The sequence below is a fragment of the Alkalibacterium iburiense genome, assembly GCF_039521845.1.
GTDB lineage: Bacteria > Bacillota > Bacilli > Lactobacillales > Carnobacteriaceae_A > Alkalibacterium > Alkalibacterium iburiense.
This window is the reverse complement of record NZ_BAAACW010000041.1, coordinates 1-15,398: the sequence shown is the minus strand read 5'-3', so window position 1 is coordinate 15,398 and position 15,398 is coordinate 1. Positions and strand designations below refer to the sequence as shown.

At 38.0% G+C, this 15,398-nt stretch carries 12 protein-coding genes and 1 pseudogene; 9 read left to right on the top strand and 4 right to left on the bottom strand.

Annotated features, from left to right (window positions below; genetic code table 11):
• Positions 1 to 66 precede the first annotated feature (66 nt).
• The 9 genes and pseudogenes from ABDZ53_RS03660 to ABDZ53_RS03620 form a co-directional block, all read left to right on the top strand.
• Positions 67 to 765 (top strand): annotated as a pseudogene (locus ABDZ53_RS03660) (substrate-binding domain-containing protein); the annotation flags it as partial.
• An 18-nt stretch (positions 766 to 783) separates the two neighbouring features.
• Positions 784 to 2,310: a multiple monosaccharide ABC transporter ATP-binding protein gene (gene mmsA / locus ABDZ53_RS03655; RefSeq protein WP_343754091.1), complete on the top strand. Its 1,527-nt coding sequence runs from the start codon at positions 784 to 786 to the stop codon at positions 2,308 to 2,310.
• A 1-nt stretch (position 2,311) separates the two neighbouring features.
• On the top strand, positions 2,312 to 3,475 hold the full coding sequence (gene mmsB / locus ABDZ53_RS03650) for a multiple monosaccharide ABC transporter permease (protein ID WP_343754089.1): 1,164 nt from the start codon (positions 2,312 to 2,314) through the stop codon (positions 3,473 to 3,475).
• Positions 3,476 to 3,619: 144 nt separating this feature from the next.
• Positions 3,620 to 4,726, top strand: a complete 1,107-nt coding sequence (locus tag ABDZ53_RS03645; RefSeq protein ID WP_343754087.1) for a GntR family transcriptional regulator — start codon at positions 3,620 to 3,622, stop codon at positions 4,724 to 4,726.
• Positions 4,727 to 4,809: 83 nt separating this feature from the next.
• Positions 4,810 to 5,505: an L-ribulose-5-phosphate 4-epimerase gene (locus ABDZ53_RS03640; protein ID WP_343754085.1), complete on the top strand. Its 696-nt coding sequence runs from the start codon at positions 4,810 to 4,812 to the stop codon at positions 5,503 to 5,505.
• Positions 5,506 to 5,533: 28 nt separating this feature from the next.
• On the top strand, positions 5,534 to 6,958 hold the full coding sequence (araA, locus tag ABDZ53_RS03635; RefSeq protein ID WP_343754083.1) for an L-arabinose isomerase: 1,425 nt from the start codon (positions 5,534 to 5,536) through the stop codon (positions 6,956 to 6,958).
• Positions 6,959 to 7,044: 86 nt separating this feature from the next.
• A complete protein-coding gene (locus ABDZ53_RS03630) occupies positions 7,045 to 8,619 on the top strand; it encodes a xylulokinase (protein WP_343754081.1) in 1,575 nt (524 codons plus the stop codon).
• Between the two features lie 84 nt (positions 8,620 to 8,703).
• Positions 8,704 to 10,638 (top strand): glycoside hydrolase family 127 protein, encoded by a 1,935-nt coding sequence (locus ABDZ53_RS03625; protein WP_343754079.1) that lies wholly within the window; start codon positions 8,704 to 8,706, stop codon positions 10,636 to 10,638.
• Positions 10,639 to 10,640: 2 nt separating this feature from the next.
• Entirely contained in the window at positions 10,641 to 11,906 is a 1,266-nt protein-coding gene (locus ABDZ53_RS03620; RefSeq protein WP_343754077.1) for an alpha-galactosidase, read from the top strand.
• Positions 11,907 to 11,998: 92 nt separating this feature from the next.
• Here ABDZ53_RS03620 and ABDZ53_RS03615 read toward each other — a convergent pair whose 3' ends face one another.
• From ABDZ53_RS03615 to ABDZ53_RS03600, 4 genes are all read right to left on the bottom strand, one after another.
• The gene (locus tag ABDZ53_RS03615; protein ID WP_343754076.1) at positions 11,999 to 12,823 is read right to left on the bottom strand and encodes an MATE family efflux transporter; all 825 of its coding nucleotides are present in this window, start codon (positions 12,821 to 12,823) and stop codon (positions 11,999 to 12,001) included.
• A gap of 191 nt (positions 12,824 to 13,014) precedes the next feature.
• Positions 13,015 to 14,082: an RNA-guided endonuclease TnpB family protein gene (locus tag ABDZ53_RS03610; protein WP_343754075.1), complete on the bottom strand. Its 1,068-nt coding sequence runs from the start codon at positions 14,080 to 14,082 to the stop codon at positions 13,015 to 13,017.
• Between the two features lie 5 nt (positions 14,083 to 14,087).
• On the bottom strand, positions 14,088 to 14,486 hold the full coding sequence (gene tnpA / locus ABDZ53_RS03605; protein ID WP_343754074.1) for an IS200/IS605 family transposase: 399 nt from the start codon (positions 14,484 to 14,486) through the stop codon (positions 14,088 to 14,090).
• Positions 14,487 to 14,584: 98 nt separating this feature from the next.
• Positions 14,585 to 15,163 (bottom strand): MATE family efflux transporter, encoded by a 579-nt coding sequence (locus ABDZ53_RS03600; protein ID WP_343754073.1) that lies wholly within the window; start codon positions 15,161 to 15,163, stop codon positions 14,585 to 14,587.
• Positions 15,164 to 15,398 lie beyond the last annotated feature (235 nt).

Here is a 15,398-nt window from a genome sequence, read left to right as displayed (position 1 = left end):
TAATTATTTATAAGAAGTTTCAATAACCGCAAGGGTTAAACCTGGATATTCAACTGCAAAACTTGAGTTAGTTACTATGCCACATTTGATAATTTTGGTGTTGGGGAACTACAAGGTGGTTATATAGTTGAAGCTCTTGACTTAGAAAATGGAGACGGTGGACCGTATAACATAGAATTATTTGGAGGTTCTCCTGATGACAATAACGCCTATTTCTTCTGGGATGGAGCGATGGCTCAACTAGAACCTTATATTGAAAGTGGGGACCTAGTAGTACAAAGTGGACAGACTGAATTTAATCAAGCAGCTACATTACGCTGGGATGGATCAGAAGCACAGTCCCGTATGGATAATATCTTAAGTTCTCACTATTCAAATGAAAATCTTGATGCTGTACTTTCTCCTTATGATGGTATTAGTTTAGCTGTTATCTCTGCATTAGAAGGTGCGGGTTATGGAACAGATGCACGACCATTTCCTGTCATCACCGGACAAGATGCTTATGTAGCCACTGCTCAGTCCATACTTGAGGGAGAACAAACTCAAACTGTGTTTAAAGATACACGTGAATTAGCGGAAAGAGCTGTAGATATGGTTGATGCTATTGTTGAGGGTGAAGAACCGGAAGTGAATGATACTGAAACATATGACAATAATGTCAAAGTCGTTCCTTCTTATTTAGAAGAACCAGTTTCCGTAGATATTGACAATATAGAAGAAGTCTTATTCGATTCTGGTTATATTGATCGTGGAGAAGTAGAATAACTCTTTGGAGATGAGATGATGAGTAAAACTATTTTGAAAATGGAAAATATTACGAAAGAATTCCCGGGAGTTAAAGCCTTAGACAATGTGAATTTTGAAGTTAGTGAAGGGGAAATCCATGCCCTAGTTGGAGAAAATGGAGCAGGAAAATCGACACTTATGAAAGTTCTTAGTGGTGTTCACCCTTATGGCACATATTCTGGAAAAATATTTTATGAAGGACAAGAATCAACATTTCAGACGATTAATGACAGTGAAAGAGAAGGTATTGTTATTATTCATCAGGAACTTGCATTAATACCAGAATTAACCGTAGCTGAAAATATATTTTTAGGTAACGAGCAAACTAAGAATAGATTTATTGATTGGCGAAAAACAAATTCTAAAGCTAAGGACTTGCTTAATAGAGTAGGTCTGAAAGCCAATGTTGATGATCTCATTTCTCATATTGGTGTCGGACAACAACAATTAGTTGAAATAGCAAAAGCCCTATCTAAAGATGTCAAGCTACTGATACTTGATGAGCCGACATCAGCATTAAATGAAACGGAATCAGATAATTTGCTAAAACTTCTTAAGGAATTTAAAGAACAGGGAATAACATCAATTGTAATATCCCATAAGTTAAAAGAAGTTCTAGCAGTTGCTGATAATATTACGATTTTAAGAGATGGACAAACGATTGAAACCCTTGCCAATGATAACATTACTGAAAATAGAATAATCAAAGGTATGGTCGGACGCGATTTGTCCGACTTATACCCTGATAGAAGTAACGACATTGGAGACGTTAAGTTTGAAGTTATCGATTGGACTCTAGGTCATCCAACTATTGCAGAAAAAGATATAATCAGTAATGCAAACATAAACATAAAAAGTGGCGAAGTAGTTGGTATTGCAGGTTTAATGGGGGCGGGTAGAACAGAACTCATGATGAGTATATTTGGACGCTCTTACGGGAAGTATATTAGTGGAAAAATAAAAATTAATGGAAAAGAAGTAAAAATTTCAAACGTTAGCGAAGCTATTGCTAACGGTTTGGGCTACGTATCGGAAGATAGAAAAGAGTATGGGTTAATTTTAGAAGATTCGATTAAAAAGAATATTAGCTTGGCCAATTTAACAGAATTGCAAGATAAATTTACAATAAATAGCTATAAAGAAACACAAATAGGAGAAGAGTATAAATCCAAGTTAAATATTAAAGCACCAACTATTGAACAAAAAGCAAAAAATTTAAGTGGTGGCAATCAGCAGAAGGTTGTATTAGGTAAATGGATTTTTACTAATCCTGATGTATTAATTCTAGACGAGCCCACTCGAGGTATTGATGTAGGCGCTAAAAATGAAATATATAAATTAATTAATGATATAGCAGCTCAAGGGAAAAGTGTGCTTATAGTTTCTTCGGAACTACCAGAGCTACTAGGTATTTGTGATAGAATCTATACGCTGTCTTCCGGCAAAATTACAGGTGAATTTCCAATAGAAGAAGCTGAGCAAGAGAAGTTAATGACATATATGACATCAGACGGGGGTATGTAAAGTGAAGGAATTTAAGAAACTCATTACACAAAACTTAGATAAGTTTGGTATGGTCATTGCATTAGTCGGACTAGTGCTTATCTTTTCATTTCTGACAGGCGGTACTATAATATCCCCGCTAAATGTTACTAATATTATCATGCAAAATAGTTATGTCATTATTTTAGCTATTGGGATGGTCCTAGTCATAATAACCGGAGAAATTGATTTATCAGTTGGATCAATTGCTGCTTTTGTTGGGGCAGTGGCTGGTGTCATGCTTATTAATATGAATTTGTCACTATTCATAGCTGTACCAATTGCTCTTATAATTGGAGGACTAATAGGTGCTTGGCATGGATTCTGGATTGCTTATATGAAGATTCCTGCCTTTATTGTGACTTTAGCTGGTATGTTATTATTTCGAGGGTTAACCATGGTCACTCTAGGTGGAAGAACATTGGCTCCTTTTCCTTCAGCTTTCAGAGTAATTAGTTCACGATTTTTAGATGATTGGCTTAATGGAGGAGAATACCATTTACTTACAATTGTTATCGGAATAATAGCAATTATAAGTTATGTGGTACTGGAAATTAAAAAACGTAAACAGAACAAAGAATTAAATGTTTCAGTAGAAAGCAAGGGATTCTTTATTGCTAAGTTAATAGCCATAGCCCTTGTAATTGCTGCTTTTACTGAACGTTTAGCGGCTTATGCAGGAGTACCCTATATTTTCTTCTTATTACTGGTGTTGATCTTAGGATATAGCTTCTTTACTAATCGAACCATTAGTGGTAGACATGTTTATGCTATTGGTGGGAATGAAAAGGCAGCCCAATTATCAGGAGTAAAAACTCAAAAAATTAAGTTCTGGGTATTTGTAAATATGGGCGTACTTTCTGCTATTGCAGGATTAATATTTGCAGGTCGCCTAAATGCGGCTACACCACAAGCAGGTCAGAACTTTGAATTAGATGCCATTGCCGCAGCTGTAATAGGTGGTGCTTCACTTACGGGTGGTGCAGGTACTGTTATTGGTGCTCTAATCGGAGCTTTAATTATGGGAATACTAGATAATGGAATGTCTATTTTAGGGATTGGTATTGATTGGCAGCAATCAATTAAAGCCTTAGTACTACTTGGCGCAGTAGCATTTGATATTTTAAATAAAAACAAAAGGAAATAATAAAGAATTCATAAAAATAATTAAAGGCTGTTATCAGCCTTTAATTATTTTTACATGTTACTGATACACATAAATTTACATATTATTGTATTTAAGTAGTATTAAAAGCATAATAGAGTATAAGAACTATAAGGAGTGGGGATTATGCAGCCTGAACCAAAATATATAACTATAAAAAATATTATTCAAGAAAAAATTATAAAAGGTGATTATATTGTAGGTTCAAAAATCCCTTCTGAGGCAGAATTAAGATCACAATTTAATGTAAGTCGTCAGACTGTCAGATTAGCTATTTCGAAGTTAGTAAACGAAGGATATGTAGTGAAAAGACAAGGGTCCGGTACTTATGTTAGTAATACTTATCAAAATACCCAAGTTACTAAATCAAAGAAAACCATAGGTGTGATTACGACTTATTTATCAGATTATATTTTTCCTTCTATTATTAGAGGTATTGAAGAAGAATTATCAAAAAAGAATTATTCATTATTGCTTTCAAGTACACATAATAATGTTGATAATGAGCGACGTTCATTAGATAGTATGATACAGCAAGGAGTTGACGGGCTAATTGTAGAGCCTACAAAAAGTAATTTAATGAATCCCAATCTAAATTATTATTTGAACCTGTCTGAATCAGAAACTCCTCTAATAATGTTAAATGCTTCTTATGAAGAGTTAGAAATGCCTGTAATTGCTCTTGACGATGAAGAATCTGGGAAAACAGCTACAAATCACCTTATTGACAAAGGACACACTAACATTGGCATCATTACTAAATCAGATGACTTACAAGGAAAAAAACGTCTTAAAGGGTATTTGAAAGCATTATACGATTCAAAGTTGAGTTTTAGTAATGATTTTATTCTTCGATTTGATACTGAAGCTAAATCGGATTTACCGGTATTAATTAATATCATGCTACAGAATGATCATTTACCAACTGCCTTTGTCTGCTACAATGATGAAGTAGCCGTGATGCTCATTAAAGAAATGGATAAATTAAATATAAAATGTCCAGATGATATATCAGTAGTTAGCCATGATAACAGTTTTTATAGCACGGTTCATCCTACTGTAAAACTGACATCTATTGAACACCCTAAAGAAGAATTAGGTAGGCAGGCTGCAATCAAAATTGTAGAAGCCGTAGAAAAAGGGAGTAAAATCCAATCTCGTATATTTGAACCGAAATTAATTATACGCAATTCAACTAGAGAATTAATGGATGAAAGCAAATCGGTATTATAACTTGTTTCTTTACTCTTTTTTAATTTACTACAGTTCATACGTTAACTACATTAAAGTTAAAATTTATTAAAGGAGTGAATCATTTGTTAAAAGACTTAAAAGAACAGGTTTATCAAGCGAATATGGCTTTACCTGATTACGGATTAGTCGTATTCACTTGGGGAAATGTAAGTGGAATAGATAGAGAAAAAGAGCTTATAGTCATTAAGCCAAGTGGTGTGGATTATAAAGACTTAACACCAGACAAGATGGTAGTAGTAGATTTTGATGGAAAAATAGTGGAAGGAGATCTGAAACCTTCCAGCGATACAGCTACTCATATAGAATTGTACAAACACTTCAAGGATATCAAAGGTGTTGTCCATACTCATTCCCCTTGGGCTGTTAGTTTTGCTCAAGCAGGGATAGATATTCCTGCAGCGGGGACCACTCATGCGGACTATTTTTACGGAGACATCCCTGTAACGCGTCCGATGAAAAAAGATGAAATTGAGACGGAGTATGAAAAACAAACCGGAACCGTTATTATAGAAACATTTGAGGAACGTCAGATTAATCCTAATGATATGCCAGGTGTATTAGTTAATGATCACGGACCTTTTACTTGGGGGTCATCTCCTGATAATGCCGTTCATAACTCAGTCGTCCTTGAACAAGTAGCTGAAATGACTTATCACGGTATGCAGTTAAATAGAGAAGGTGTCCGAATGGATCAGCACCTACTAGACAAACATTTTTTAAGAAAACATGGAAAAGATGCTTATTACGGACAGAAGTAAATAGAATCAATAAGAAGGAAGTGTAAATATGTTAAGCACAGAAAAAAGAGAATTTTGGTTTGTAGTCGGCAGCCAACACTTATACGGACCAGAGACACTAGAAGAAGTAGAAGATCACGCTAAAGAAATTGTAGATACTCTAAACAAAGAAGCAAACTTCAATTATCCTTTAGTTTATAAAGCATTAGTTACTACCGCTGAAGAAATTAGAGAGGTTATGAAAGAAGTTAACTACCAGGATAAAGTAGCTGGGGTTATTACTTGGATGCACACATTTTCTCCTGCAAAGATGTGGATACCGGGCACAAAAATACTGCAAAAACCCTTGCTTCACTTTTCTACTCAATTTAATAAAGAGGTCCCTTGGGCTACCATTGATATGGACTTTATGAACTTGAACCAAAGTGCTCATGGCGATAGAGAATATGGCTTTATTAACGCTCGATTAAAATTGCAAAACAAAATTGTTGTTGGTCACTATCAAGATGAAGAGGCTCATAAAGAAATAAATAACTGGATGATTTCTGCAGTAGGTTACGCAGAATCACAAAATATTAAAGTCGCCCGTTTCGGTGATAACATGAGAAATGTGGCTGTAACTGAAGGAGACAAAGTAGAAGCGGCTATCCAGTTTGGCTGGACAGTAGACTACTACGGCATTGGTGATTTAGTTGAAGTAATGAACGAGGTCTCAGATGAAGACATTCAAAAAACATATGATGAAATTCAAAAATTATATGATTTGGACAAGGGAGATAATGACCCAGACTTCTATGAAGGACAAGTGAAAGAGCAGATTAAGATAGAAATCGGGCTTAGACGCTTTCTTGAAGAGGGAGGCTATACAGCGTTCACAACCAACTTTGAAGACTTACATGGCATGAAACAATTACCAGGTATGGCAGTGCAACGGTTAAATGCCGAAGGCTACGGCTTTGCTGGTGAAGGGGACTGGAAAACAGCTGCTCTAGATCGTTTAGTGAAGATAATGGCTAATAACGTTTCTACCGGCTTTATGGAAGACTATACTTACAATTTAGCTAAAGATAATGAATATATTCTTCAGTCTCACATGTTAGAGGTTGACCCGACTTTTGCTGAAACAAAACCGCGTGTAGTCGTTCAACCGTTAGGCATAGGAGATAAAGAAGACCCTGCTCGTTTAGTATTTGACGGAAAAGCAGGAGAAGGTATGGCTATCTCTATGTTGGATTTAGGCACTCATTACCGTTTAATGGTGAATACCTTTGAAGCCATCACACCAGAAGAAGAAGCCCCTAACTTACCGGTCGCTCGTGTTATTTGGAAGCCGAACCCGGACTTTAAAACTGGAGTGAAGAAGTGGATTGAAGCTGGTGGAGGTCACCATACTGTCGCAACATTAGCCTTGGATAAAGAGGTTATTATGGATTGGGCAAAAATGGTGAATTTAGAAACAGTCTTAATTGATTAAAGATGAATACTTTGAATAGAGATACTTTAAATCGGTATCTCTATTCGCTTATGTTTAAAAGAAGTTTAAAGTAAAGGATGAATAGCATGTTAAATGAAAAGTTAACGATGGGGATTGAATTTGGTTCTACACGCATTAAAGCTGTATTGATTGGAGAAGATTACACACCTATAGCAAGCGGCTCACACGAATGGGAAAACCGTTTAGAGGATGGATACTGGACCTATGACTTGGATGAGGCATGGTCAGGTTTACAAGATGCCTTTCAGCAATTAGCATCAGAATATAAAAATACCCGTGGAGAAGAACTCACAAAAGTTGATTCCATTGGGTTTTCCGGTATGATGCATGGCTATTTGGCTTTTGATGCAAATGAAGAATTACTCGTTCCTTTCAGAACTTGGCGTAATACGACAACTGAAGAAGCTGCTAAAGAGATGTCTGAACTATTCTCGTTTAACATCCCTCAACGTTGGAGCATTGCCCACTTATACCAAGCTATGCTGAATAATGAAGAGCATGTAAACAAGATCAATTATGTGACGACTTTAGCCGGTTATATCCATTGGAAATTAACTGGTGAGAAAGTGCTAGGTGTGGGTGAAGCTTCAGGCATGTTCCCTATTGATTCTGATGCAGTAGACTATAATCAGTCAATGATTGACACATTCGAAGGAAAAATAGAAGCTTATAATACCCCTTGGAAACTAAGGGAGATATTTCCAAAGGTCATCTCTGCAGGGGGAGACGCAGGTATCCTTTCAGAAGAAGGCGCACACTTGATTGACCCTACAGGTAAATTGGAAGCTGGAAGTGTTTTGGCTCCACCGGAAGGGGACGCGGGAACTGGAATGGTCGCAACAAACAGTGTGGCTGAAAAAACAGGGAATGTGTCTGCAGGCACGTCAGTGTTTTCTATGATTGTTTTAGAAGAGGAATTGAAAGACTACTATACTGAAATTGATATGGTAACGACACCTACAGGGAAGCCAACAGCGATGGTTCACTGTAACAATTTCACTACTGATATCAACGCTTGGGCAAAATTGTTTGCTGAACTTATTGAGTCCTTAGGCTTAGAAGTATCAAATGATCAACTCTTTAGCACGCTATTCAAAAAAGCATTAGAAGCAGATGACGATGGCGGGAAATTAATGAGTTGTAATTATTATTCAGGAGAACCTATCACAGGACTGGAAGAAGGACGTCCTTTATTTGTTCAAATGCCTGATAGTGTCTTATCTCTTCCAAACTTTATGCGTACACACATCTATTCCGCTTTAGCGACACTGAAGCTAGGCATGGATATTTTAGTTGAAAAAGAGAATGTAAGCGTTGATCAACTATTAGGTCATGGTGGCTTTTTCAAAACAGAATTTGTGGGCCAACAACTGATGGCTGATGCGTTGACTATTCCTGTTTCTGTTATGGAAAGCGCGGGAGAAGGTGGACCCTGGGGCATGGCTTTATTAGCTTCTTATCAGATTCATAAAGAAGATGGCGAAACCTTAGAAGATTACTTGACCAATAAAGTCTTTAGTAGTCAGGAAGCTAGTTCAGTTAATCCAACGGAGAAGGGTATAGAGAACTTTAAGCAGTTTATTGAAAGATACGTAATGATGCTGGAAGTTGAAAAGTCAGCAGTAGAAAATATAAACTAAACTTTAAATATTTTAAAAATGCAGTTAAAAAGTTGAATATCTCAACAATTTTAACTGCATTATTTACTTATAAGGAGATTACACATGGCAATTACAATAACAGATTCCTTTTGGCAAAGATACACAGATTTAATCAGAAACGAAATGATTCCATATCAATGGGATGTGCTTCATGATAACTTAGATATTTTCATTGACAAAGAAAGAGACGATCCAGGAATTCCATCTGAAAAGAGTCATGCGATTGATAATTTAAAAATAGCGGCTGGACAGAAAGAAGGCAGTCACTATGGTTGGCTTTTTCAAGATTCGGATGTCTATAAATGGCTGGAATCAGCTGCTAATAGTTATGCTCTAAAACAGGATGACAAGTTATTAGACATGATGGACGAAGTGGTCGCCCTCATTGAGGACGCCCAAGAGGATGATGGCTATTTAAGTACGTATTACCAAATTGAAGCACCTGAGTTACGCTTTAGACGTTTATTTGAAAGTCATGAATTATATTGTGCCGGACATTTAATTGAAGCGGCAGTTGCCCATTATAAAGCAACCGGTAGTGAACGATTAATTAAGGTATCTGAAAAGTTTGTTGAATGTATTAAAAATCATTTTGGACCTGAAGAAGGTAAAATAAATGGGGCAGACGGGCATCAGGAAATAGAGTGGGCTTTAATTAAACTTTATGAAGTAACTGGAAAAGAAGAATATGTTGATTTAAGTAAATGGTTTTTAGAAATTAGAGGGCAAGACCCAGATTTCTACTCGAAGCAGTTACTTGAAAACAAAGAAAAAGGAATAGATGATAGATCCATCCCTCATATTAATCTGAAATATCATCAAGCACACCAACCTATCCACGAACAAGAAGAAGCTGTTGGGCATGCCGTAAGATTAGTGTACATGGCGGCCGCAATGGCTGAAGTGGCGGCTATTCATAAAGACGACAAAATGTTTCAATCAGCTAAACGACTATGGGATAATATTATCAAGAAACGCTTCTACATTACTGGTGGGATAGGATCAACAGTTCATGGAGAAGCCTTTACATTTGATTATGATTTGCCTAATGATTCGATGTATTGCGAGACCTGTGCCTCCATTGGCTTACTATTTTTTGCACGAGCCATGCTTAAAAATGAAGTCGACGTGGAGTATGCGGAAGTAATGGAGAGAACGTTATACAATACGATTATTAGTGGAATGGCTTTAGATGGGAAACACTTCTTCTATACCAATCCGCTTGAAGTCAATCCTGAAGCGAGTCAGAAAGACCCTGGGAAAAGCCATGTCAAACCGACACGACCTTCCTGGTTTGGCTGTGCCTGTTGTCCTCCTAACTTAGCTAGAACACTGACTTCATTGAATAAATATGTGACGTCTGTGGATGAAGAGGCTATTTATGTACACTTGTTGATGGATTTTGAAGGAGAAATAGAAAGCAATAATCAAACGGTGAGTCTAACGCAAACGGTAGATTTATCAGATAGAGGAAAAGTGGAGCTATCTGTTAAGGGTGTAACAGAACCGGTGAAGATTTATATCCGTTTACCTGAATGGGGAGATATGTTCTATTTTGAAAATAACAGCTCTGTCAAAGATGGCTATGCTGAGTTTATTATAAATGAGGACAAAACCCTGTCAATCGAATTTGAGATGCCCGTACTCATGTGGCAGGCTCATCCGTTAGTGAGACAAAATAAAGGGAAAGTAGCGCTTCAAAGAGGTCCATATGTGTATTGTTTAGTGGAAGAGGATAACGGTCCTCATCTGCATTTACTCACTTTAACTGAAAAGCCGGTAGCCGAAGAAATGTCAGATAGTGTATTGGGCGATTTCTTTGCTTTAAAAGGAAAAGCGAAAAAGATAAAAAGTGATGACTCGTGGAAAAACGTACTGTATCAGCAGGCAGAAAAAGAACCATTTGAAGAAGTCAGCCTTACTTTTATTCCGTATCATTTATGGGCCAATCGTTCAGTTGGAGAAATGATGGTCTGGATAGATAAAGGAGAAGAGTAAGCATGCAAACATTTAAAACATGGGCTAAAACGCCTCCTAAAGGGTGGAACAGCTGGGACTGTTACGGAGCATCTGTCACAGAAGATGAAGTGAGACAGAATGCTGAATATATGAGTCAACATTTAAAGGATTATGGCTATGAATATGTGGTCGTTGATATTCAGTGGTATGAACCGACGGCTAACTCAAGCCATTATCATGCGTATGCAGATTTAGAAATGGACGAGTATTCTCGCTTGATGCCCGCAGTGAATCGTTTCCCATCGGCAAAGGATAAGCAAGGCTTCAAACCACTGGGAGACTATATCCATTCATTAGGATTGAAATTCGGTATTCATTATATGCGCGGCATTCCTAGGCAAGCTGTTTACGCAAATACTGCGATTAAGGGAACGGACAAAAAGGCGCGTGATATCGCCAAGCAAAACTCTATTTGTCCTTGGAACACGGATATGTATGGAGTGGATACAAATAAGCCAGGAGCTAAAGAGTATTACCGTTCGCTTATTGACCAATTTGGTGAATGGGGTGTGGACTTTTTAAAAGTGGATGACATCGCTGACTCTAAATTATACGGTGGTCATCTAGATGAAATAGCTATGCTTCGAGAAGTGATAGACGAATCAGGCTACAACATTGTGTTAAGTTTATCCCCTGGACCCGCTTCTTTAGAGCACGGGGCCTTTTTACAGAAGCATGCGAACATGTGGCGCTTAACAGATGATTATTGGGATAACTGGCATCAATTGTATGACATGTTTGCTCGTTGTGAGAAATGGGCTCCTTTCGTTCAAGAAGGAACATGGCCTGACTGTGACATGTTACCGCTGGGTCATATAGGGATACGCTCGGTAGATGGTGGCGGAAGTGACCGTTATACACGCTTTACAAAAGCAGAACAGCGAACCATGATGACGTTGTGGTCACTGTTCCGATCACCTTTGTTCTTTGGAGGCGAGTTGACGGATAATGATGAGTGGACCTTAGACCTGCTTCGAAATGAAGGGTTAAGAGAGATGCATGCTAACGGACTCCATCCTACTCAGTTATCAAGAAAAGAGGATATAGTCATTTGGAAAACAGTGACAGAGACAAATGAATGGGTTGCTGTCTTTAATTTAAATGATGAAGCAGCTGAAATCGAGTTAGATTTGAGTCATTACTTTGATAAGGATGGGGATGCCTGTACAGAACTTTTTACTGGTGAACCATTTACCGGAACCACTACACGTATAGAAGCTCATGACGTTAAAGTATTTAAACTCTAAATCATGAAAAAAGCTTTGAAGAGAATCGATTTTTACGAATCCTTCAAAGCTTTTTTATTTGCAACTAATGAAACGAGAACTTGTATTTATCTTTAAGACAGTTTATTGGCCGCAATGGATTTCCCAAGCCACCGTTTCTTTTTCCAACGGATGAACATGAGACTGGCTCTAATCCATTCATCGACGAGCATAGCAGCCCAAATGCCAACTAAACCTAGATTCAAGGTGATGCCTAAAACATAGGCTAAAGGAACAAGGACGCCCCACATCACCGCAATACCAACCATGACAGGGAAGACCGCATCACCTGCCGCTCTTAAGGCACTAATAATGACTAAGTTTCCTGTTCGAGCCGGCTGAAGCAGCAATTCAATGACTAAAATCATAGCACCCAACTGTATAAGGTTAGGATCATTTGAAAAAATACCGAATATCTGTCTGCCAAACAACGCAAAGATACTGCCTATAATAATCGTGATGATGGTCGCATACTTTAACCCTACAAACAAAGTGTGATAGGCATCTGTTTGCTTTCTAGCCCCTACTAACTGACCAATGTAAATTTGCATACCTTTTGCAATAGATAAAGAGAAGACCGTTAAAACAGACATTAAATTCTGTGAGTAGACGCGGGTAGCTAAAGCTGTTGCTCCTAATGTAGTGATCATCATCGTTAAAACAATTTGACTGACATTATAAGATAAAATTTCACCGGCTGAGGGTACACCAATAGCGAGAATTTTTGAGGCATACTCTTTTTCATACGAAAAGAACTCTTTAATAGTTAAAGGTTCTGTCATGCGTTTATGCAGAATAATAAATAATCCAATCATGATAATGAATCGGACACCAGCCGTTGATAAAGCTACTCCTGTCACTCCTAATTGTGGGATAAAACCAACACCAAAAATAAACAAATAATTCCCTACTATATTCAAAGCATTCTTGAGACTCCCACGGCTAAAGCCGCAAGCCCGAACCTTTCGGTTTGACGGGTGGGATTCTTGAGTGCTTGTGCGAACGCAGTCCATTTCTGTTTTGTTCAAGCCTCAAGGTGAGGGCATCTCATTGCCCCTCCTAAGACAGTGCATATAGCATCTTAGGCTGGTTAACTGTGACCGTCAACCACAGGTGCATAGCGAATATTCATTGCACCAACGATATCCCTGTGTTTTTCAAAACCGCAACTACACCGATAATTTCGATCCTTTGCTTTATTCCTTTCTGAACATGTCGGACAGGTCTGGCTGGTATGTGCAGGGTTCACATACTCCACTTGTATGCCTTCCAATGTTGCTTTGTATTCAATGAATGTTGCTAGTCGGTAGAAGGACCATGTGTGCAAATTCTTTTCGTTTTTACGGCTTGTTCTTGCCGTCTGCCGGATATTCGCCAGTTTTTCCAAGCGAATGACAGAAATGTGGTTGTCTTTTGCAAAATTAATGATTGATCGACTAACCTTGTGGTCTTGGTCTTTCATCCATCGTTGTTCTTTGTCTTTTGAGTCGCGAATGGCATTCAATTTCTTTCGTTCCCCAAGTGCTTTTCTTTCGGAACGGAATTTTCGCTTCATATATTTGTTTCGCCTTCCGTTTCCGAAAAAGCGCACTTGTTCGTCATCGGTGACTGCCACAGCTGGGACTTTGAGTCCTAAATCCACACCCATGACTTTCGTGCCTGTTTTCTTGGCGGAAGAGATTGTGACAGCGATTTGTGCCATCCATTTATTTGACTTTTTGGTGACACGTAGTGTCCCTAATTTGTGTTTTAGCAAACCGAAGTTTCTATTCTTCTTATCCACCATTAAAGCCCGGATAGGTGTTTTCTGCGCCTTCCCATCAATCATGATCGGCATTGAAATGTAGCGGAAGTCGAAAGAGTAGTTTTGGTTGTTCCAAACACAATGAGGCTTTTTAAGCAGAGGCACTGTTACAAACTTCTTTTTCTTTGCTTTCTTAAACACACTTTTTGCATCCAAGGCAGCTTGCGCTTTTACAGCGCTGGGCAAATAGGCCTCAATATCTTTGCTCGTTTTACGGGTAGGTTTTCTTTCTTTCACCATTTCCACTACAAGGGAGTTGATGGTCGAAATATACTCTTCGCTCATTTCAGTCAAAATCGCTGCTTGTTCTTTCGTTGGTAACAATTTTATTTTTACGGTAATGGTTTGAGACATGGGATTCAACTCCTTGTCTTTTGGGATTCAACATATCGTTTGATCGTTTGGCTTAACGCATTTCCTGCGGTGGATACGAAGTAAGAACGAGTCCACAAGCTTGGCATTGCTTTCAGCTCGGAGAACTCGTCACGGATGATTTTCGATGTCCCTCCTTTGATTTTAGCCATTACATCCGCAGGACTGAAAGACGGCAACACATTCAAGAACAGATGAACATGGTCTTCATCCGTCTCCAAAGCAAGGAGGTGGAAGCCTTGTTCATCACAAATGTCTTGAACTAATTTCTTGAGCCGTTCTTCGAGAGAGGGATTCAAGAAAATCTTTCGTCTGTACCGAGGACAAAACACAAAATGATAGTTGATGAGGCTGACGGTTGTTTTAGTTCTACGGTAATTTTCCATGTATCCATTATACTCTATACGAGTATGAAAACATACCGAACATACTCAAAAAATATTCGAATATATCACAGGGCTTTCGAGTTCGCCAAAGCGAACCCTCATCCCTGCCGAGCTATCATCCCACGATTGAAACCGTGGGTTTTCTCGCTCGGAAAACTTATAATCAGGACGGAATACATCACATCTTTCGTATACCCCATGGCTTGAAGAATAGAAGAGACGGTTAATATCATAGCTTGAGCAAATAAACCTAAACCAACTATCAATGTATAAGAGTTAGCGAAAGCATACAATTGAGGTTCCAAAGAAAATAACCCAAGCAAAAAGTGACTGTTCAAACCAACGAATAAACTAATGATGAGTCCAAAAACTAAGTTGATGGTAATCGCATTGGCAATGGTTTTTCTAACACCTTGTGTATTCTTCGCTCCAATATACTGTGAAACGACCACACCTGATCCCATTGCTGTAAAATTAAATAAGACAAACATAAAAGTCATAATCTGATTAACTACGCCGATAGCTGCGACGGCATCATCCGATACATAACTCAGCATAAACACATCTGTTAATTTCATGAGCATTTGCAAAAAGACTTCAATGAAAATGGGCCAAGTAATTAAAAATAAGTATTTATTTGACGACTGGCTAGTTGAATAGAGGGCTGTATCTTTCATAACTTTCATCCTTTATATAGAGTATTGAAACATTAATCAGTTTAGCGAGTATAAGAATAACTGACAAGAACGGTTTATGAAAATGTCAAATATTGTCCAGCATTGTACTAAGGTAAGCGCTTGTACAGTTTTGTAGTCGATGCTATAGTTAAATATGTGAGCAAATAGGGTAATGCCAAAAGTTCTATGAAAAATCAGATTATTCCTGTTCGAAGGTATGATATTCCCAAATAGG